This is a genomic window from Caenibius sp. WL, from assembly GCF_019803445.1.
Classification (GTDB): domain Bacteria; phylum Pseudomonadota; class Alphaproteobacteria; order Sphingomonadales; family Sphingomonadaceae; genus Caenibius.
This window is the reverse complement of the sequence record NZ_CP081844.1, coordinates 1,526,407-1,546,378: the sequence shown is the minus strand read 5'-3', so window position 1 is coordinate 1,546,378 and position 19,972 is coordinate 1,526,407. Positions and strand designations below refer to the sequence as shown.

Here is a 19,972-nt window from a genome sequence, read left to right as displayed (position 1 = left end):
AATGTTCGCGAAGTTGGCATGTCCGCTCAGGCAGCTTCCCTGAGAGATGGCAATCACCCTGAGCACCACTTCCTTTCCCTGACTTCGATCCCGGCTTGCGCGGGGCTGGCGCCGCCTATCGCGGCGAAACGCCTGCTCAAAGCAGCGGCACCTGCTCCGAAGCGGTCGGTGCCGGGGGGTAGTGATAATCGCGTTTGACAGGGACGAGCTGTCACTCACATCGCCGCTGAAATCGGTGTTGGCCTTCACCCTCACCGATCGTCAGGGAGCGTTTGTCTATTCGCTTACCGCCTGCCGCTTCGCCGCGATTGCGGCGAGTGCCCGCCGGTCGACTTTGTCCAGGGCATTGAGCGGGAGCGCGTCTGTGAACAGGATGCCACGCGGAACCTTGTAGCGGGCGATCTTCCCGGCGAAGTAATCGATGATCGCCGCCGCGTGTGCCGCTTGCCCCGGGCGCAGCACCACCGCCAGCAGCAGCACTTCACCCAGCCGGTCGTCCGGAATACCGAAAGCAGCCGCCTGATCGACCGCCGGATGAGCCAGCGCCACCGCTTCGACTTCGGCGCAGCCGATATTTTCGCCGCCGGAAATGACGATGTTCTTCTTCCGGTCGACGACATGGAGATATCCATCGGCGTCGATCCGCCCGAGATCGCCGGTCGCGATCCAGCCGTCCTGCTTCGTCCGCGCGGTATCTTCGGGCCGGTTGCAATAGCCGATCATGATCGTCGCCCCGGCGATGCAGATTTCGCCCACTTCGCCCGGCGCCACATCGGCCCCCGCATCATCGACGATGCGCACGTCGACAATCGGAATCGGGCGGCCCGAAGATGTCGGGCGATCCAGCAGGCTCTGCCCGGCGATGCCGTTGACCGAGCCGGTTTCCGTCTGGCCATAGCCGTTGCTGACCATCACCCCGGGGAAAGCCGCGGTGAGTTCCGTCAGCAGCTTCGGCGTAATCCCCTGCCCGCCGACCGAGAGGAAACGCAGGTTGGACAAATCCCGGCCTTCGCGCGGCGCCTTGAGCAGATCCCACAGCATCGCGGGCGAGCCGGAGAACCCGGCCAGCCGTTCCTGCTCCAGCAGATCGATCACTTCGCCCACGCGCCATTTGCCGGTCATCACGATCTTGCCTCCGCGCCGCAGGCTGGGCAGCAGCACCGCGTTGAGGCCGGAGGAATGGAACAGCGGATAGACCAGCATCACGCTGGGCTGCGCCGTTGGTCTGACCGTCAGGCTTTCCAGCGGCGCACCCGCCTGGATGGCGACATTGGCCATGCTGTAATCGATGCCCATGATCGTGGTCATCAGCGCGCGCTGGCTGAGCAGGATGCCTTTCGGCGCGCCCGTGGTGCCGGTGGAGAAGATCACCACCGCTTCGTCATCCGGGCCCATCGCCGCAGCCGCGAATGGGGCGTCCGCATGGCGCGCCAGCAAGGCATCGAACGCAAGCGTGCCGGGCAGCGCTTCGCTCCCCTCATCCGCTGTCAGAATAACCGGCCGCTGCGCGCGCCAGCTTTCTTCGACCTGCGCAGCAATGGCGGGTTCCGCGATCAAAGCCTTAGCCTGCGTGTCTTCGAGCGCCAGCGTCAGTTCCCCGGCGGAAGCGCGATAGTTGACCAGAACGGCCGTGGCGCCGAGCGCCGAAACCGCGACGAAAGCGATGATCCATTCCGGCCGGTTGTGCATGGCGATGGCGATCCGGTCGCCCTTGCCCAGCCCTTCCCCGGCCAGAGCCGCCTTGAGCGCCGCCGCCTTGCCGAACAGTTCGCTATAGGTGAGCGTGCCGGTGGGCCCGGCAAGGCACAGCGCATCGGTGTGCGCCATGGCTGCCGCATAGACATCGCCAATCGCGCGCGGCCCGTGCCGGAACACCCGGCACATGCGCCCGTCGACCATCTCCTCGACCAGTTCGAACGGGGCACCGGGCGCGGTCAATGGGTCGATGGCGAGCAATCCGGAATGCGCTTCGGGCTGAGTATGGGACATCTGCTAATCCTTGAGCAAGCTGCGAGAGACAGGGAAAAACGCAAGCTATGGGAGCGCCACCGGACACCGCCCATTCCAGACAGTCCTGATGGGCACCGATGCCCTATACACTCTTCTTCACCCCGCCCCTCAACGTGCGTCGAGGCATCCCTAATGTCGCAAATTCGCGCCTGAGGAAGGGCAAAATATCTTTCAAAACGAACATGTATCCAAAAACCAACATTTTCAAACAGTGAAGCGAGCCTTTAGAAATCGGGGCCCGTTTGCCGATTCTACGCCGCACAACGCGGAGCGGCGCGGGCCAATCAAAAGGCTGGAATTCCCCCGCTCGCACGCAGCGCCTCAAGCCACGGGGTGAGAGAGAACGTCCGTTTTGGCGACGCGCATGTTTTCATACAGCACCGCTTCATCGCCCGATCCGTCACGCCGAAGCTCGGGAATATAGGGGTGGCGGCAGTTGGTGTTGGCTCTCAGATCGTGCGCGTTCCTCGGGCCGATCCTGCCCCCGTATTCATAATGCACTGTGAAGCCGAGCATATCCTTGTCCTCCTCGGACAGGTGATCGTAAACGGAATCATGGATGATTGCGGGATAGAAATCCTGCGGCTTCACCATATGCATGCCATAGACACTGCCGATGCCGAGGCGGAGTTTGTCCGAAACGGAATCCCCCTGACAGTGCCATGTGCGGCTTTCGAAAACCAATGCGTCCCCCGCTTTGCAGACCATGGGAAGGAGCGCGCTGCCGATGCTCGCGGCCGCCTCCTCATGCGGCATGTCGAGATCGGGAGAAGGAAAGCGATGGCTGCCGGGCACCACATTGGTTGCCCCCATATCCGCTTCATAATCGGACAATGCCACAGTCACGTTTATCATGACCGGAACAGGGGTCGCGAACGGCCAAGCCTGCTGATCGGCGTGCAACACCTGCCGTTTCCCGCCGTTGCGAAGCATCAGGGCGCTTTGCGAGACAATGTTGAACGGAACCCCCCGAAACACATGGCGCGCATAGGCCAGCGCAATCGGGTGATGCATGAGTGCGCGGAATTCCGCGCCCTTGTTGGGCAAGAAACCCACCTGTTGCGAAATGGGCAGCGCGGTTTCATCCCGGCCGCCATAGTGGCGATCCTTGCCCGCGTGCCCGCTGGCGGAGATGCTTGCGACCCCGGCCTCCAATTCCATTTCGGCCTGTTCGAGCACGCGCTCCCGCAACGCTGCGACCTGTTCGGGTGGGATGAAATTCTCGTGAACGGTATATCCGAACGCGTCGAGGTTCCGCTTGCCCGCTTCCACATCGGCACAGAGGGCCAGTGAACGGGCGGATTCATGCTGATTGGTGATGGTCGGCATCGCTCTTTCCCGAATTGAATCTCCGCATCCGGACGGAGTTTGTGTATGACGTACACATACCTTTCCCCGATCACTGGTCAAGAGTTTGTGTAAGAGATACGCAAACCTTGTCTGAAAGAGCCGACAGCACTAATCATCATGGCATGAACACTGCCGCGCCCGTTGCCCGCCGCCCTGGCCGCCCCAGCCGCCTTTCCCGCGAACAGATCGTCACCACAACATTGGCCATGGTGGAAGGAACGGGGGTGGCAGGCTTCACGGTAGCGAAACTCGCCAAGCGTCTGGGCGCGGCCCCGATGGCGCTCTATCGCTATTTTCCGAGCCGGGATGCGCTGCTCGATGCCGTGGCGGAGCGGGCGTTCAACCAGATCGCACTGCCCGAACAATCGGGGGAGTGGCAGGCATTCGTTCTGGAATGGCTGCGGGTCCTGACCGTGCATTTCCAGCGCCACCCCATCGCTCTGGAGGTGATCGCCTGGGATGAGCATCTCTCCCCCGGCTGGCTTCGGGTCTGGCTTCCCCTGGTGCAGGTCCTGTCAGAACAGGAACCGGATGACGAACGGCTGGCCTATATGTTGCGATGGTTCAGCCACGCATCGCTGGGGTTTATCCAGGGCTACATCACCGCCCCCAAACAGGTGCGCGGGTTTAGCGAAGACGCGCTCGACCCGTTCCAACCGGCGCAGCGGGCATTGCTGCGCCGGGTGCATCGCCACCATGCCGAAACGCCCGGTTCCGAGATACTGGACTTCGGGTTTCGCCATATAGTCGGCGGGCTGCAAGTGCTGCTGGACAGCGCCGGGAGCGCCGACTGAACCACCCGGCATCGATCGCATATGGGAGAGGAAGCGGAATGCAAAAACAACGTCTGGTATGCGCCCTCGTGGCGAGCCTCGCCCTGTCGATCCCGGCACCGGGTCTGGCTTCCCCCTCCGCCCCGATTGTCGAAACCGCTTCCGGCCGGATAGCCGGGACCGCCGATGGCACGATCCTTTCGTGGAAAGGCATCCCGTTCGCTGCACCGCCCGTCAAGGAACTGCGCTGGCGCGCGCCGCAGGACCCCGCATCATGGACAGGCGTGCGGCAAGCCACTCAGTTCGGCGCAAGCTGCCCACAAACGCTTGTCACGCCCACGCAACTTTCCCCGTTGGAAAAGACGGACGAAGATTGCCTCTATCTCAACATCTGGGCGCCTGATGGCGCACCGGACGCGAAGCGCAAGCTGCCGGTCATGGTCTGGCTTCATGGCGGCGGGTTTATCGCGGGCGCAGGATCGGAACGGCAATTCGATGGCAGCGCGCTTGCCCGGCATGGCGTGATTCTGGTGACGCTCAATTACAGGCTCGGGCGGCTCGGCTTCTTTGCTCATCCGGCCCTGAGCAAGGAGCAAAGCGGCGCGCCGCGTGGAAACTATGGACTGCTGGACCAGATCGCCGCGCTGCGCTGGGTCCAGCGGAACATCGCGGCGTTCGGGGGCGATCCCGGCAACATCACGCTGTTTGGCGAATCCGCGGGGGGTTTTTCAACTCTGGCGCTGATGGGTTCGCCCTTGGCGCGGGGTCTTTTCCATAAGGCCATCGTCGAATCCGGCGCCGTGAGGATGAACGCGCGCGACATCGCGCGTGATACACCGTCAGCCCCCTCCGCCGAGAGCATGGGCCGCACCTGGGCGGAGAGCCTGGGAATTCACGGCGATGATGCCGCATCCCTGAAAGCTCTCCGGGCCCTGCCCGTGGAACGCGTGGCGCCCGCCGCGCCAACAATGGCTGAAATCATGGCGATCATGCAAACCAGCGGGCCGATGGTGGATGGGCAGGTCCTGCCTGCCACGCTTGCGGAGATTTTTGCCGCCCGCCGGCAGGCGCATATCCCCATGATCGTTGGCAGCAACAGCCTCGAAGGCGACGTGTGGAGCTTCGCGGATGGCGGTTACACCACCATTCCGATCATGCCCAAAACCGCCGCGCAGATATTGGCGCATGTGCCCGCGGACAAGCGCTCCGCCATCCATGCGCACTACGCCGCAGCAGCCAACGGAAACGCGGCAAGGGCCGATGGCATGGTGCGTTCGGATGCCTTCCTCGGCGCGATGACGTTCAAAGTCGCAAGGGAAGCCTTCCAAGCCGCGCCAGTATGGCTCTACCGGTTTGACGCAAGGCCCGCCCAGACTCGTAAAACCGTGCCCGGCGCGCCCCATGGCACCGAGATATTCTACGTTTTCGGAACGCTGGACCGCTTCCCTTTCAAAGGTGATCTTGCCGACGAGGCGGACAGAAACCTCTCCGCCCGGATGCTGCAATACTGGACCAGCTTTGCCCGCGACGGAACACCGCGAACCGGCGGACCGACCGACTGGCCCCGGTTTGATCCGGCGCGGCCCGCACAGCTCGCTTTCGATACAGGAAGAACCCGCCTCGAACCCGTCACGCACGGCGATATCCTGAACGCGCTCGCCGCGCTGGCGTTTTGAGGCGGCTGAATGGCCACGAAGCATGTCGCGAAAACTGCCCGCCGGTACGATATGTCACTGGTCGCGCGCGAACTGATGGAACTGATCGAGCGGCTGGATTTCTCGCTCGACGAAATGCTCGATGCCGCCCGAATCAATCTGGAACAAGGGCCTTCCTTCCGACCGCTGTCCGCGTTGAACCGACAGGAACTGTCGCGCCTTTTCGAAGCCGTGGTTCTGAATGCGGAACGCAAGGCTTGCGAACGCAACAACTTCGCGCCGGCGCTTCCTGAAAACGGTTTCCAGATGATGTGCTATGCGCTGATCGCGTGCCCCACTCTCGGACAAGCGATCGCGACGGCCAGCCGCTTTTTCGAAGTGTTCACACATGGGCGGACGGCCGTGGGCACATCCCTTCATGACGGCAGATGCTGGTTCTATATGGATTCAGCGTCCGATCAGCCGAACAGCTTGCACAACTGCCTAGTGACCGTCGCCGGGCTCCATTCCTTTGCGCAACTTTTCAGTTGGCTGATCGGGCACGATCTCAACATCGCGGATGTCTCCGTCCGTCACACGGCGGCAGTATCGAATGTCTGGGTCAGCAGCCTGCTTTCTGGTCAGTGGCATACCTCGCAAAAGGACAATGGCTTTTCTTTCAGCGCTGAATGTCTCAACAGCCGGGTGATCCGCAGCTATTCGGAACTGATGGAACTGATCCAGTTCTTTCCTTTCGATCTCATGCCGCCGGACTACGACGGCTGGCTTTTGGCGGAGCGGGTCCAAGCCTATTACCTTTCCGCGCTTCACGGCGGGGATGCACCGCGCCTGCCCGATATTGCAGCGACATTCAACGTCAGCCTGACTACATTGCGCAGACGGCTGGCGGAGGAAAATCGTTCCTTCCAGGGCATAAAGGACGCATGCCGCTGCGACGTCGCCAAGGCATTGCTGGCGGAATCGCCGGAAACGCTGTCGCAGATTGCCGACAGACTTGCATTTACCGACGTGGCGAACTTCCGGCGCAGCTTCCTGCGTTGGACAGGGGTATCCCCTGCGGAATTCCGCAGGAACCACAGACGCCCCCGATAACCCACCGGCCGGCGGCGCACCGTTAATGACCGGTTTGTGGACACAAATGACCTCGTTTCTTTCGGCAATTGCGCTGTAATCACACCATCGGCAGGACGAGGAACACGCGCCGATCAGGGAGGGGGCAGTCAGCCATGCAATACAGATTGCTAGGGAACAGCGGATTGCGTGTTTCCGACCTCTGCCTGGGCACGATGACGTTCGGCGCCGCCGGTTGGGGATCGGACGAGGCAGTTTCCGCCCAGATCTACGCGCGCTATCGCGATGCCGGCGGCAATTTCCTCGATACCGCAAACGAAATCTACGCCGATGGCCGATCAGAGGAAATCATCGCCAGCATGATCCACGGCCACCGCGACGAGATGGTGATCGGCACCAAATACACGAACTTCGCCAATGCCCCTGATCCGAACATGGCGGGCAATCACCGCAAATCGCTTCGGCGCTCGCTCGAACGCAGCCTGCGGCGATTGCAGACGGACTACGTCGATATCCTGTGGATTCATGCCTGGGATTTCACCGTGGCGCCGCAGGAGGTGATGCGGGCGCTGGACGATGCGGTGCGCGAAGGCAAAGTTCTCCATGTGGGGATTTCCAACGCTCCGACCTGGATCATCGCCCAATGCAACACTCTGGCCGATCTGCGCGGCTGGACAGCGTTCGCGGCCGTCCAGGTGGAATACAGCCTGGCCGAACGCAGCGCGGAACTCGAAACCTTGCCGATGGCGCGAACGCTGGGCCTCTCGGTCCTTGCCTGGTCGCCGCTGGCGATGGGGGCGTTGACGGGCAAGTATCTCAAATCATCCGGAGAACAACGCCGGCTGGACATTGTTCCCTATCGGGAAGCCGGGGGCCATGTGGCGGAGATCGCCGGGCAGGTTACCGCAATCGCGGACAAGCATCGCTGCAGCTCCGCCGCGGTCGCTCTGGCCTGGCTCAATGCCCAACCCGGCGTCACCCCCGTGATCGGCGCTCGCACCCTATCCCAGCTTGCCGATTGTCTGAGCTCGAATCGGGTCGAACTGGATGAGGAAGACATGCGTGCGCTGATGGCGATCAGCGAGCCCCCGCAAACGGTGCCGCACAATGCCATCGCGCGCGGAAGCTCCATAATTTACGGCGGATTTGCCGAAAAGATTAAAAAATAGAGCCGAAAACTCAAAGGATTACGAGAATGACGTCAGAAGTGCATGGCGCCATGCTGGGCATGCTTGCGTCCGTGAACGACCGCGCCACCCACAAGCGCATCGCTCAGACTATTGAAAACCTGATCGAATCCTATCGCACCGCCGATGTGAGCGCGAGAGCGTCGTTATGCGATGAGAATATCGTTTTCGTGGACCCGGTCGGCCTTCCGGAAATTCGTGGGAGAGAGGCGATTTCCCAGTTCTTCAGCGACTGCCTGGCCCAGGGCTGGTCGTTTTCCATGACTCTGGATGATCTGTTGATCTGCTCCAACGAAGCCTTGATGACCTGGGTGGTCGATGTCGAAAAGGCAGGTGAAGGCAGCGCCACCCTCAGATCATCGAACATGATGGTCTTTAACGGGAACGGCCAGATTGCCAGTTGGCGGGCCATTTTCGATGAGAACCGCATTGCCTCCGGAAGCCGCAAATGAGCGGTGTGGATGACAGGACATCTGCAAGCCGCGCCGTGGTCGAGCAGTATATCGCTCGCCTTGTCGCCGGCGGAAACGATGCGAACGAACTGATTGCCGATGAGGCGGAATGGTGGGTCGCCGGAAACTGGCAAGGCAGCGGTTCATTCCGCAAGGCAGAGGTTGCCGCCATCGCGGAAGCTTCTGCCCCATGGTTCGATGCCCCGCTGCGTTTCTCGATCAGAAGCATGATCGCGGACGGGGACAAGGTCGCGGTGGAACTGCGTTCGGACGGGAGATTCCGGACCGGCGAGCCGTACGCCAACGACTACGTGATGATCTACCAGGTGCGCGGCGGCAAGATCGTCTCCGTTCGCGAATATCTGGACACCCGGCAAATCGCCGAAGGGCTCGACCGCCTCGGCGAGACGCATCCGGCCGTGGCGATAAAGGCCGCCCGCCGCCCCGACAGCAATCGCAAATAAAGAAGGAGAGGCTCCATGAAGGGATATTTGCTCATTTCATCCGCCATCTTCGCGTTAACCATCGGCGGACACGCGCATGCGCGGAATGCCGCACCATCGATCGCCGCGGGAGAGGTCGGCGCTCTGCAGGATATCGTGGTGACAGCGCGCAAACGCTCGGAAAGCATCCAGCAGGTGCCATCCGCGATCACCGCAATGAATCAGGAAATGCTCGCCGATCTGCAAATCCGTTCCTTCCAGGATATCGGGAAGACCGCCCCCAACGTCTTGATTCAGAAGCAGACGGGCGAACCGACCGCGCCCCAGTTCAACATCAGAGGCATTTCAGCGGGTTCTTCCGATTTCAGATTGGATTCCGGCGTCGCGCTCTACGTGGACGGTATCTATCTGGGGCGGCCGAGCAATTCGTCTTTCGACATGGCGGACCTCGAAACGATCGAAATTCTGCGCGGCCCGCAAGGGACGCTGTTTGGCAGAAACGCCACCGGGGGCGCCGTCTCGTTTCGCACCGCCGCGCCATCGGGCGAATTCGGCGTTATCGCCGAAGCGACGCTGGGCAATTACAATCGCGGGCGAGGACGCTTCACGCTCAATACGCCCGAATGGAACGGCTTTTCTGCCCGCCTCACCTATGTTCATGACGAAAACGATGGCTGGGCGCGCAACAGCGGTCCGATCCGGACTTTTCACTATGCGCCGCCACACGGTTCGAAGACCGCCGTCAAAACTTTCGGCGCGAACAATACGGAATCGGTCCTCTTCGCGCTTCGCTTCAACGGGCTGGACAATCTGACCGTGGATTACAAATTCGATTGGACCGACTGGCAAGGTTCCCTCGTGGCGATGCAATTGCTCAACGCCGGTCCGGTATTCAGCGCCATCACCGGCTTCGACAATCAGCCTGCGCTGGGGGGCACCAATGTCGTCGGCATCAAGCGCCTCAAGACGTTACCGCTCGACGGCATGGGTCCGGCCTCACAGCGCACATGGGGGCACAGTCTTACGGCCACCTACGCTATCACCGATGGTGTCACGCTCAAGTATCTCGCCGGTCTGCGCGGTTTCACCCAGCGTTCGTCGAGCGAACTTGACGGCAATATCCTGTTCGACCCGTCCGGCAACGGGAACGAATTCCAGGCATTGGCCGCAAGTGAATTCAAGCGGCAGAAGCAATGGTCTCAGGAACTCCAGCTGCTGGGCCAATCGGACCGGCTCAACTGGGTGGGTGGGCTGTTCTACTTTCATGAGAAGGCGTCACGCAACAGCCCCGTGATCTTTGGCGAATCCCACGCGCCGGGGGCGGAGATTCCGCTTATCAATCCTGATTCCTATCTCGCCAACGCCCTGCAAAATCTCCGCAACACATCGTTCGCGGCCTATGCCCATGCCGAATACAAGCTGACGCCTGAACTGGAAGTGGCAGGCGGCCTTCGCTACTCATGGGACAGCCGCACGGAAAACGATCTGATCGCCGCGCCGCGCGGCGATGGCTCTCCGCGCGGCAAAGTCACCGTGAAGCAGGACAGAATCGATTACGATGCTTCCCTCAGATACGCATTTTCTGCCAACAGCAGCGTGTATGCAAAATATGCCACCGGCTTCGTGTCCGGCGGCGTCCTGAACGGCAATCCGTTTCGCCCTGAAACGGTCAAATCCATAGAAATCGGCGCCAAGACCGAATTTTTCGACCGGCATGTTCGCATCAATGCCGCGGTGTTCCAGGCAAGGCGCAAGAGCCTGCAAGTGGCCGGGTTCGATCCCACGCAAGGGGGCAACATTCTGCTCAATGCCGGTTCGGAGCGGGACCGGGGCTTCGAGATCGAGACCACCATCATCCCCCTTTCCGGCCTTGCCCTGACGGGCAACTACGGCTTCACCGATGTGAAGATTTCGACCAACGTCCGAACCTATCAGCCCCGCCACACGGCGTATCTTGCGGCCAATTACGAGTTCCAACCGTTCGCCAACGGATCGACGCTCAGCCTCCGTCTGGACGGCCAGTACATCGGCCGCCACTACCGGATGCAGTGCCCCATCGGGTCGACTCAATCCCCGCTTACCGGATGCTCCAACCTTGCCGCTGCCGATCTCGCGCTGGACAGGGCGCTGGTCATTCCTTCCACCTGGCAACTGGGGGCACGCATAACGCTGGCGCAAATCCCGCTTGGCGGCGGGAAGGCGGCGATTTCGGTCTGGGGCAAGAACCTGACCGATTCCGATAAGCTGGAGTTCCTTTTCCCGTTGCTGGACACATGGGTTATGGGCAGCTTTCAAACGCCCCGTACTTACGGCCTCGATCTGAAAGTGGAATTCTAGGTGTTCCTGATGAGCGCGATGCCCCGGTCAGGCGGCGCGCTCATCGCCATGGCATAACTGTCCGGCGAAACTTGCCGATAGAGCGCCGTGACCACGACCACGCACGCCAGATGCAGCACCCATCCGGCCAGAAAACTGCCGGTCACGTCATGCAGCACGGCCACGATCCATGGCGGCAGCGCCGCAATCAGGAAACCGCCGCCTTGCATCAATGCGGACAACGCGCCCGCCTGCGCCGGATCGGGCAAGTGGTCGAGCGCCACGATCAGCGACAGCGCGAAACAGCCGCCCAGCCCCGCGCCCAGCAGCACCGCCCACAGCATCGGCGCGGCTTCGGGCCATAGCGCCAGCGCACCGAACCCCGCCACCTGCATCGCCAGCGTCAGCCACAGCCAGCGGCGGCGATCTTCGCCCCGGCCCGCAAGGACCGGCAGGATCAGGGCAGCCGCCCCTTGCGACAGGGCCATGGCGGCCAACAGGCTGCCGCTGGCGGCAGCGCTCCATCCCTGTTCGCGATAGAACGGCGCCAGCCACGCCACCACGGTCGAATACCCGCCGTTCACCAGACCGAAGCAGGCCATCAGCAGCCACACACGCGGGCGGCGGAGAAAGCCTGTGGCAATCGCCCACCCCTGCCCGGCCGCCGTGTCGCGCGGCAGATAGCGCGCGGCGAGGCACAGCGCGGCGACGGCGGGCATGGCCAGCCAGGCAAGCCCCGCATGCCAATCGCCCGCCTTCTGCGCGACAAGCGGCGCCATCTGCGCGCCCAGCGCACCGCCACCCATCAGCATCGCCGAATAGAGCCCCATGACCACGCCGACATGGCGGGGGAACTGACGCTTCACGATGCCGGGAAACACCGCCTGCACCACGGCTGCTCCCAGCCCCAATAAGGCCGCCGTTCCGACCATCTGCCAGCCGGTGGCGGCGAACAGCCGCAACAAAGAGCCCAGCACCAGCACAGCCAGCGCCGCGATAACGGCCCGCCGCGCGCCGATCCGCGCCTGCAGGAAAGGCCCGGCAAACGCGCAGACGCCCATCAACACCATCGGCACCAGCGTCAGCAGCGCCATACCTTTAAGATCGAGCCCGGTCTGCGCGCCGATATCGGCGGCCAGCGGCCCGATGGCGGTGATGAACGGCCTGAGATTGAGGCCGACCAGCGCAACAGCCATCAGCATTAGCACGCGGGCGGCCCGCGAAGGCTGTTCGCCGGTCATGCGCTTATGCCCGCTTGTCCTGCGCGGCCTGCCATTCAGCGTAGAGATGCGGATGATCCTGCCCCGCCACAGGGAGATGGCGGATGGCCATCGTCTGTTCGGCGAAGGGCCGGGCGAGATCGGCGTAAATCGCCGCCGTCGACAGGCCGAACGGTTCGCCTTGCTCGTTGGAATAGGCGTAAGTCACTGCGCCGACACCGGCCATCCGCATCGCCGCCATGCACATCGGGCATGGGTGGCCGCTGGCAAAGACCGCGCAGCCCGTGAGATCGGGCGAGGCCAGCGTCCGGCTGGCGGCGCGGATCGCCGTCATTTCGGCGTGGGCGGTGGGATCGCAGGTGGCGTGGATTTCGTTGACCCCGGTGGCGATCACCGCACCATCCCGAACCACGACGGCACCGAAAGGGCGGCCGCCCTGGCCGATATTGGCACGCGCAAGGGCAATCGCCTGGTCAAGGAAACGGTTTGCGTCAGTCATTGGTCCCGCTCTTTCATCAATGCGCCCCGGCAGCCACGAGAGCCGCCTCGATCGCTTTGTAACCACGCGCCCGCGCATGCCGGAGCGGGGTAACCCCATCGCTATCGGGCAGGTTGACATCCGCCCCTGCGGCAATGAGCGCTGCGACGATCTGCTGGTGCGCATCGCCCCCGCTGCCCAGAATGATGGCTTCCAGCAGCGCGGTCCAACCCAGCCGGTTGACGTGATCGACCGCGACACCGGCCTCTATCAGCGTGCGCACGGTTTCGACGTGGCCGCGTTCGGCCGCCGGGATCAGCGCGGTGCCGCCATAGCGGTTGACGCTCCTGAGATCCGCGCCATACGCGAGAGTCTGCTTGAGAATGGCCAGATGCCCGCGCGCGCCGGCATAGAGATAGGGGCTATCCCCGATCTTGTCCTTGGCGTTGACGTCCGCCCCCGCCGCAATCAGCGCACGGGCCGCTTCGACCCGATTGGCATGCGTGGCAACGAGCAGCGCGGTCGCGCCGGTATCATCACGCGCTTCGATATTGGCGCCTTGGGCCAGTTGATGCTTGATCGCGGCAAGGTCATTCTCGCGCGCTGCCGCATGCAAGGGGGTTTCGGGCAAGGAACCTCCTGTCGCGACGAAAAGGGACAGCGCCAGCAACAACGCACCTGTAAGGATCGAACGGCGAAGCATGTTTCGGTTCCCGCGATGGCTGGCGAAAGGGCCTGCCCGCATGGCTGCTGCGGTCGCATGGCCTCGTTCCCGATATAGATGCCGATGGCTTCATTGAAAAATTAAATGTATCCATGCATCCCATTACAATTCTGAATAGCCACCGATCTGCATTGAACGGAGGAGACAGAAACCATGCTCGATCCGCGCCTGCTGCGCGCTTTCACCGCCATCGTCGATGCGGGCAGTTTCACGCTGGCGGCCGGGCGGCTGAACATGACGCAATCGACCATCAGCCAGCAACTGGCCCGGCTGGAAGAAGCCGTCGGCGCGGCGCTGGTCGACCGCGCGGCACGCCCGGCGGAACCGACCGCCGCGGGCGAGCGGCTGCTGGGCTATGCCCGCCGCATCCTCGCCTTGCAGGCAGAAGCGGAAACGGCGCTGGGCGATCCGGCCGGAACCAGCGCCATCCGCATCGGCGTGCCTGAAGATATCGTCAGCGCGGAAATGGCCACCGTGTTCGCCGAATTCGCCCGCCACCATCGCGAGATCAGGCTGGATGTCGCCGCCGGGCTCAGCCGCGACCTGACCAGACGCTATCGCGCGGGCGAATTCGATATCGCGATCGTCAAGGAAGCGGCTGCCGCCACCGATTGCCGGGCGACGTTTCCCGAACCGATGGCCTGGTTCGAAAGCGCCCATGCGGCGGGCGCATGGCCCAATCCGCTGCCGCTGGTCACTTTTCCGCCGGGCGGCCTCTATCGCGAAACGATGTTCGCCCGGATCGAGCAGGAACAGCTCCGCTGGTACGTCGCTTTTCTCGGCAGCAGCCTGCACAATGTGCTGGTCGCGGTGGAGGCGGGGCTGGGTCTGTCCCTCCTCCCGCGAAGCGCGGCGGCGAGCTATCGCGTAAGGCAATATGCCCCGTTCGGGCGCGAAGAGCCGATGGCCCTTTCGATCTATGCCTGGGAAACCGCCGGGCCCGTCGCCGAACTGGTCGAAAGGATGGCGGGCGTTCTCGCCATCAGGTCCGCACGCGCCAGATGACCCGGCAGGATTGTTCCCAAGCGCCAGCCCCCCGTACAAGAGGCGGACAACGCGCTGTTCCCGGATCGGCTGGCAGAGGAGATGCAAAATGAAGATTGTGCCCGCCGCGCTGATGCTGGCTCTTGCCGGGTGCGCATCCGCCCCGCCCGAACCGAAGCCGGTCGGCATGGCGAACCCGGCGTCGGTCTATTGCGCCGAACAGGGTGGCACTTTGGAAATCCGCAACGCCCCCGGCGGCCAGACCGGCTATTGCCACCTGCCCGATGGCCGCGTGATCGAGGAATGGGAGCTGTTCCGCCAGCACCACAAGGATGCTGGCGCCTGAACCCCGCCCACGCCCCAGGGCGCGGGCGGAAAGGCCGGATCAGTCGCGATCCGTATCGCGGTGGACGGACAAGACCCGCTGCCCCCGCGCATCCATGCGGATATCCAGTTCGTAACCGTTGGCATCGTAGCCTTCGATTTCGAGATAGCCGTCATCCCGTTCCACTTCGGTCACCCGCACCATGCCCGCGCGCTTGAGCGCCGCGGCATTGGGCAGCGGCAGCGGTGTGCGCGTGCGGATGCCGTGATCGTCGTCATCATCCCAATGGACGCCATCCCAATAGGCCACGCCCTTGGCCGCGGCAGGCGCAGGCGATTGGGCGGCCACGGCAACGGCGGCGCCCCCTGCGATACCGGCGGCGGCACCAGCGATGGCAAGGGCGGCGAGCGGTAGTTTGAATTTCATGGTTCGGTCCTTCTGCTTCATCACATCCGTGGTGATGCAGCGACTTTGGCATGGGCTTGCTGACAGCGGGGCCACGGCAGATGTCAGCGCGGTGTCAGGTTCGCTGGGGCAAAGGGGGGCGATGCGCCTGTCCGCCCGCCTTGCCCCTCTCGCGTTGCTTTGCGCGCTCTGCGCGTGCGGCGATGCGCCGCGCCAGCAGGCGGACAAGCAGCAGGCCCTATCCCCGCCTGCCGCTGCCCATGCAACGTCCGCATCGCCCGCCGCACCGCCGATCACAGTGGCCGGATCGTCGGGCGCCGCGCCCCGCGCCCTGCCCCGCGATGCCGAGCGCCTGCCGCTCGCCCGCATCCTCCAGATCGCGCAAAAGGCGGTGCCCGGCGAAGTGATCGATGCCGAACTGGACGATGACGACGATATCCCCGAATATGAAGTCAAGATCCTCACGCCCGAGGGGCGCTCCATGGAAGTGAAGATCGACGCGCGGCGCGGCACCATTCTGGAAGTGGAAGAAGACTGAGCGATGCGGTTGCTGCTGGTCGAAGATGACGATGCGATTGCCCACGGGGTGAGCGACGCATTGGCGCGGGCCGGCTTCGTGGTGGACCGGGCCAGCGATGGCGAAGACGCCTGGGTGATGGGCGGCGATGAGGATTTCGATGCGGTGATCCTCGATCTCGGCCTGCCCCGGCTCGACGGGTTGAGCGTGCTGCGGCGCTGGCGCGCGGAAGGGCGCACCTTCCCCATCATCATCCTGTCCGCGCGCGGCGGCTGGCTGGAAAAGGTCGAAGGGATCGAGGCGGGCGCGGACGATTATCTCGCCAAGCCGTTCGAGCCCGCCGAACTGGTGGCCCGCGTGCGCGCGCTGATCCGGCGCAGCGCGGGGCTTGCCGAAGCGGTGCTGACCTTCGGCGCGCTCACGCTCGACACCCGGCGGATGCAGGCCCATGTCGATGGCGTGGACATTGCGCTGTCCCCGCTCGAATACCGCCTGCTGCACGCCTTGGCGCACAGCGGCGGCCGCCCGTTGAGCGCGGCGGAACTGTCCGAGATGCTGCACGGGGTGGAAGCGATGGAAGCCAATGCCATCGAAGCGCTCGTCGCGCGCTTGCGGCGCAAGCTCGGGGCCGATGTCATCACCACCCGGCGGGGCTTCGGATACAGCCTGACAGCGGCATGAAAGCGCCTCGCCTGCCCGCCGCTTTCAACCGTTCGCTCAGCCTGCGGCTGCTGTTCTTTGCCGGGACGGCGATCGCGCTGGCGCTGATCGCGGCGTGGCTGGTGCTCGGCCTGTTGTTCGAACGCCATGCCGAACGGCAATTGCAAACCGAACTGGAACGCCACGGCCTCGCGCTGATCACCGCGCTGGAACTCGGCCCCGACGGACGTCCGCTGCTGCGGGAAGAACCGGCCGATCCCCGCTTTACCCGGCCCGCCAGTGGGCTCTACTGGCGGATCGGCGCACCGGCGGGGGAACTGCGTTCGCGTTCGTTATGGGATGGCGCCCTGCCCCTGTCACCCCGCATGGGCGGGCGCGGCTGGCACGCGTTCAACGCGAAAGGCCCCTTCGAAGCGCATGTGCGGGTCGCCGCCCGGCATGTCAGGCTCGACCCGGGCGGCCCCGATCTCTTGGTAGAAGTCGCCGCCGACCGCCGCCCCGTTGCCACGGCCCGCGCCGCATTCGGTCAGGAATCGGCGATTTTTCTTGCGGTGCTCTGGCTGGCTCTCGCCGCAGCGGCATGGTTGCAGGTGCGCCTGGGGCTGCAACCGTTGGGCCGGGTGGGCAAACAGGTGCATGCGATGACGCGCAGGCCCGAAGCCCGCCTGGAACAGCACGGGCACCCGGTGGAAATCCGTCCGCTGACGGAAGCGATCAACACGTTTGCCGACCGCCGCGCCGAAGATGTGGAGAAAGCCCGCCAGCGCGCCCGCGACCTCGCCCATGCGCTGAAAACGCCGATCACCGCGCTGCGCCTCCAGATCGATAATCTCGCCCCCGCGACCGCGCGGGAGATGGCGCACAGCCTGTCGCTGCTGGCAGGCGCGGTGGAAGGGGAACTGGCCCGCACCGGGCCTTTGCCCGAGCATCAGAGCACCGCCGTGCGCCCGCTGGCCGACCGCGTGCTGGCCGTGGTCGCACGCACGCCCGATGGCGCGCGCCTCTCACTCGACAATCGCCTGCCGGCCGATCTTACCATCCCGATGAGCGCCGAAGCGGTGTTGGAAACGCTCGGCGCGCTGATCGAAAATGCCGCGCGCCATGCCCGCAGCACGGTCCGCATTGCTGGCGGGCGCGATGACCGGGGGTGCTGGATCACTATCGCGGACGATGGCCCCGGCATTCCCGAAGCCTTGCGCGGGGCGGTGCTTGGCCGCGGCGTGCGGCTGGACGAACGCGGCGCGCGCCATGGGCTGGGCCTGGCCATCGCGCAGGATTTCGTCACCGCCAGTGGCGGCGCGCTGACGCTGGAAGACGCGCCGGAACGGGGGCTTTGCGTTCGCCTGTATTGGCCATGATGCCCGGCATGGCATTCATCCACCAGTCATTTCCGCATCATCAAAGACCGATGGCGCATCCAACACGGCCAACAGGGGAACCACCGTGCACCATTATTTCGTCACCGCCTGCTCCATCATCGCCCTCGCCGCCACCGGCGCCGCAGCCGCACCCGCAGCGCAGGCGCCGAAGCCCACCGAAGGCTACGACTGGGCTCTGCGCATCGATGAACAGGAACGTGGCCGCCCGGCAATTCTCGCCTATGAAGTGCCGGAGACGGACGACCAGCCGCTCAACTTCTCGTGCGAAGAAGGAGGCGGGCGCATTTTCGCGGGCCTGATCGCCGGATCGGACGATCTGCGCGAAATCACACTGGCGTCCGGCGACCAGACGCTGCGCGTGAAAGGCACGCTCGAGCCGTCCGAGATCGACGATATGCCCAGTTTCACATCGCAGGAAATCGCCGGAAATGCGCCTTTCATCACGGCGTTCGCGGCCAACGGCTGGCTGCGCATGACGCTTGCCGGCGAAATTTACGACATGGCCGGCACCCGCGCTGGGGCCAAAGCCATCGCCGCTTTCGTAGCCCACTGCAACCGCCCCTATTCGCCCGCCGGATAGCGCAAGCGCGCACGGCCCGTGCGCCGCGCGCTGAAAATCCCCGCGATGCGGATTAGGATTTTCATCGTTTCTCTCCCGCATGCTATATCCTATTACCGGGGGTGATGGTCGCATCGCGAATGCAGCGATCAGGCGAAACGAGCCGCGCCGGAACAGGCGGGGCCGACAGGGGGAGAGTATATGGCCGGACTGAAAGTGACCGCATTGGAACCACGCCCACGCGGCCGCCCGGCGACTTTATCTTCCGAAGCGATTGTCGAAACCGCGCTCGCCATGCTCGATGCGCGCCCTTCGGCGGAGCTTTCGCTGGCCGCCATCGCGCGGCAACTCAATGTCACCGCGTCGGCGCTCTACCGCTATTTTCCGACCTGGACCTCATTGCTCACCGCCATGTCCGTCGCCGCTTTTCGCGATTTTCCCGATCTTCCGGAAGGCGAGCCGCCAGTGAATCAGTTGCTGTTCTGGCAGAAGGAAGTGGCCGCGCTCTATCGCCGCCATCAGGGCGTGCTGATGCTGATGGGCTGGGATGACAAGCTTTCCGGGCCATGGCTGCGGGTGCAGATGCCGGTGCTGATGCTGCTGCGCCAGATGGGGTTCGAAAAGCGCGCCCTGGTCGAAACGCTGTCATGGTTCCTTGCCGGGACCGTGGGGCTGGTGCGGACTTACCTCGCCGCCGACATGGAAGATGTCAGAAGCGGCGACCAGCTCGATCTCGCCGACAGCCTCGCCTATCTCACGCCCGAACAGCGGGCGCTGATTGCGGAAACCTCCCCATGGGTCGGCGCGGTCGATCCCGATGCCATTCTGGAAGCGGGCTTTCGCGCGCTGATCGATGGCGTGGTGAAAGCGCGGGCCGCGCTCTGACCGCCCGGACGCAGCGCTGCGATCAGCCCGTCCGCGCGATCCAGTCGGCATAGGCATCGACGAATTTGGCAAGGAAGGAACGGACGTTCTCGTCCGTCAACCTGCCGTGATCGTCGATCGCGCCGTTGATTTTGGAAAGGTACATTTCCGGCTGTTGCAACACCGGCATGTTGAGGAAAACCAGCGACTGGCGCAGATGATGGTTGGCGCCGAAGCCGCCGATCAGCCCCGGCGAGGCGCTGATCACCCCGGCGGGCTTCCCGTCCCATACGCTTTGCCCATAGGGGCGCGATCCGACATCGATGGCGTTTTTCAGCGCGGCGGGCACGCTGCGGTTGTATTCCGGCGTCACGAACAGCACCGCCTGCACCGCGCGGATTTCCTCGCGGAACCGCAGCCATTGTTCGGGCGGATTCTTTTCCTGATCTTCGTTGTAAAAGGGCAGATCGCCGATTTCGATCCGCTTCAGCGCCAGTTTCGGCGCGGCCAGTTCCGCGATTGCATCGGCGACCGAACGATTGAAAGATCCGGCCCGCAAACTGCCGACCAGCACTGCAACATTCACCGGCATCGGCCTCT

General features: G+C 63.8%; 21 protein-coding genes. 14 read left to right on the top strand and 7 right to left on the bottom strand.

Annotated features, from left to right (window positions below; all coding sequences use genetic code 11):
* Positions 1 to 276: 276 nt before the first annotated feature.
* Both K5X80_RS07165 and K5X80_RS07160 read right to left on the bottom strand, forming a co-directional pair.
* A complete protein-coding gene (locus tag K5X80_RS07165) occupies positions 277 to 1,989 on the bottom strand; it encodes a class I adenylate-forming enzyme family protein (RefSeq protein ID WP_222560157.1) in 1,713 nt (570 codons plus the stop codon).
* 342 nt (positions 1,990 to 2,331) lie between these two features.
* Entirely contained in the window at positions 2,332 to 3,339 is a 1,008-nt protein-coding gene (locus tag K5X80_RS07160) for a phytanoyl-CoA dioxygenase family protein (RefSeq protein WP_222560156.1), read from the bottom strand.
* Between the two features lie 143 nt (positions 3,340 to 3,482).
* On the opposite strand from K5X80_RS07160, the gene K5X80_RS07155 reads away from it, so the two are divergent.
* The 7 genes from K5X80_RS07155 (at position 3,483) to K5X80_RS07125 (ending at position 11,278) form a co-directional block, all read left to right on the top strand.
* Complete coding sequence (locus K5X80_RS07155; protein WP_222560155.1) at positions 3,483 to 4,154, top strand: TetR/AcrR family transcriptional regulator; 672 nt, start codon at positions 3,483 to 3,485, stop codon at positions 4,152 to 4,154.
* A gap of 38 nt (positions 4,155 to 4,192) precedes the next feature.
* Positions 4,193 to 5,809, top strand: a complete 1,617-nt coding sequence (locus K5X80_RS07150; protein ID WP_222560154.1) for a carboxylesterase/lipase family protein — start codon at positions 4,193 to 4,195, stop codon at positions 5,807 to 5,809.
* Positions 5,810 to 5,818: 9 nt separating this feature from the next.
* Positions 5,819 to 6,880, top strand: coding sequence for an AraC family transcriptional regulator (locus tag K5X80_RS07145; RefSeq protein WP_222560153.1), 1,062 nt, complete (start codon positions 5,819 to 5,821; stop codon positions 6,878 to 6,880).
* A 164-nt stretch (positions 6,881 to 7,044) separates the two neighbouring features.
* Positions 7,045 to 8,028 carry an aldo/keto reductase gene (locus K5X80_RS07140; RefSeq protein WP_222560152.1) on the top strand — a complete coding sequence of 328 codons (984 nt, stop codon included), beginning with the start codon at positions 7,045 to 7,047 and terminating at the stop codon, positions 8,026 to 8,028.
* Positions 8,029 to 8,054: 26 nt separating this feature from the next.
* Positions 8,055 to 8,498 (top strand): nuclear transport factor 2 family protein, encoded by a 444-nt coding sequence (locus K5X80_RS07135; RefSeq protein WP_222560151.1) that lies wholly within the window; start codon positions 8,055 to 8,057, stop codon positions 8,496 to 8,498.
* Positions 8,495 to 8,962, top strand: a complete 468-nt coding sequence (locus K5X80_RS07130; RefSeq protein WP_222560150.1) for a nuclear transport factor 2 family protein — start codon at positions 8,495 to 8,497, stop codon at positions 8,960 to 8,962. The genes K5X80_RS07135 and K5X80_RS07130 overlap by 4 nt, the downstream gene beginning before the upstream one ends.
* A 15-nt stretch (positions 8,963 to 8,977) precedes the next feature.
* Complete coding sequence (locus tag K5X80_RS07125) at positions 8,978 to 11,278, top strand: TonB-dependent receptor (protein WP_222560149.1); 2,301 nt, start codon at positions 8,978 to 8,980, stop codon at positions 11,276 to 11,278.
* Here K5X80_RS07125 and K5X80_RS07120 read toward each other — a convergent pair.
* The 3 genes from K5X80_RS07120 to K5X80_RS07110 are packed head-to-tail and all read right to left on the bottom strand — an operon-like array spanning position 11,275 to position 13,658.
* Complete coding sequence (locus K5X80_RS07120) at positions 11,275 to 12,498, bottom strand: cyanate transporter (protein WP_222560148.1); 1,224 nt, start codon at positions 12,496 to 12,498, stop codon at positions 11,275 to 11,277. The two genes, K5X80_RS07125 and K5X80_RS07120, sit on opposite strands and share 4 nt — an antisense overlap.
* A 4-nt stretch (positions 12,499 to 12,502) precedes the next feature.
* The gene (locus K5X80_RS07115; protein ID WP_222560147.1) at positions 12,503 to 12,976 is read right to left on the bottom strand and encodes a nucleoside deaminase; all 474 of its coding nucleotides are present in this window, start codon (positions 12,974 to 12,976) and stop codon (positions 12,503 to 12,505) included.
* A gap of 16 nt (positions 12,977 to 12,992) precedes the next feature.
* Positions 12,993 to 13,658, bottom strand: a complete 666-nt coding sequence (locus K5X80_RS07110) for an ankyrin repeat domain-containing protein (RefSeq protein ID WP_222560146.1) — start codon at positions 13,656 to 13,658, stop codon at positions 12,993 to 12,995.
* A 174-nt stretch (positions 13,659 to 13,832) separates the two neighbouring features.
* On the opposite strand from K5X80_RS07110, the gene K5X80_RS07105 reads away from it, so the two are divergent.
* Together K5X80_RS07105 and K5X80_RS07100 are read left to right on the top strand one after the other, a co-directional pair.
* Positions 13,833 to 14,684: a LysR family transcriptional regulator gene (locus tag K5X80_RS07105; protein ID WP_222560145.1), complete on the top strand. Its 852-nt coding sequence runs from the start codon at positions 13,833 to 13,835 to the stop codon at positions 14,682 to 14,684.
* Positions 14,685 to 14,772: 88 nt separating this feature from the next.
* On the top strand, positions 14,773 to 15,009 hold the full coding sequence (locus tag K5X80_RS07100; RefSeq protein ID WP_222560144.1) for a putative hemolysin: 237 nt from the start codon (positions 14,773 to 14,775) through the stop codon (positions 15,007 to 15,009).
* Between the two features lie 39 nt (positions 15,010 to 15,048).
* On the opposite strand, the gene K5X80_RS07095 is transcribed toward K5X80_RS07100, so the two are convergent.
* A complete protein-coding gene (locus tag K5X80_RS07095; protein WP_222560143.1) occupies positions 15,049 to 15,414 on the bottom strand; it encodes a hypothetical protein in 366 nt (121 codons plus the stop codon).
* A 34-nt stretch (positions 15,415 to 15,448) separates the two neighbouring features.
* On the opposite strand from K5X80_RS07095, the gene K5X80_RS07090 reads away from it, so the two are divergent.
* The 5 genes from K5X80_RS07090 to K5X80_RS07070 all read left to right on the top strand — a co-directional run bounded on the left by K5X80_RS07090 (position 15,449) and on the right by K5X80_RS07070 (position 19,393).
* Positions 15,449 to 15,931 (top strand): PepSY domain-containing protein, encoded by a 483-nt coding sequence (locus K5X80_RS07090; protein WP_261390693.1) that lies wholly within the window; start codon positions 15,449 to 15,451, stop codon positions 15,929 to 15,931.
* Positions 15,932 to 15,934: 3 nt separating this feature from the next.
* Positions 15,935 to 16,591 carry a response regulator transcription factor gene (locus K5X80_RS07085; RefSeq protein ID WP_222560141.1) on the top strand — a complete coding sequence of 219 codons (657 nt, stop codon included), beginning with the start codon at positions 15,935 to 15,937 and terminating at the stop codon, positions 16,589 to 16,591.
* The gene (locus K5X80_RS07080; RefSeq protein ID WP_222560140.1) at positions 16,588 to 17,928 is read left to right on the top strand and encodes a sensor histidine kinase; all 1,341 of its coding nucleotides are present in this window, start codon (positions 16,588 to 16,590) and stop codon (positions 17,926 to 17,928) included. Before K5X80_RS07085 ends, K5X80_RS07080 begins: the two co-directional genes overlap by 4 nt.
* 85 nt (positions 17,929 to 18,013) lie before the next feature.
* Positions 18,014 to 18,529 (top strand): hypothetical protein, encoded by a 516-nt coding sequence (locus tag K5X80_RS07075; protein ID WP_222560139.1) that lies wholly within the window; start codon positions 18,014 to 18,016, stop codon positions 18,527 to 18,529.
* Between the two features lie 180 nt (positions 18,530 to 18,709).
* Positions 18,710 to 19,393 (top strand): TetR/AcrR family transcriptional regulator, encoded by a 684-nt coding sequence (locus tag K5X80_RS07070; protein ID WP_222560138.1) that lies wholly within the window; start codon positions 18,710 to 18,712, stop codon positions 19,391 to 19,393.
* Positions 19,394 to 19,415: 22 nt separating this feature from the next.
* Here K5X80_RS07070 and K5X80_RS07065 read toward each other — a convergent pair whose 3' ends face one another.
* Positions 19,416 to 19,964: an NADPH-dependent FMN reductase gene (locus K5X80_RS07065; RefSeq protein ID WP_222560137.1), complete on the bottom strand. Its 549-nt coding sequence runs from the start codon at positions 19,962 to 19,964 to the stop codon at positions 19,416 to 19,418.
* Between the last annotated feature and the right edge of the window lie 8 nt (positions 19,965 to 19,972).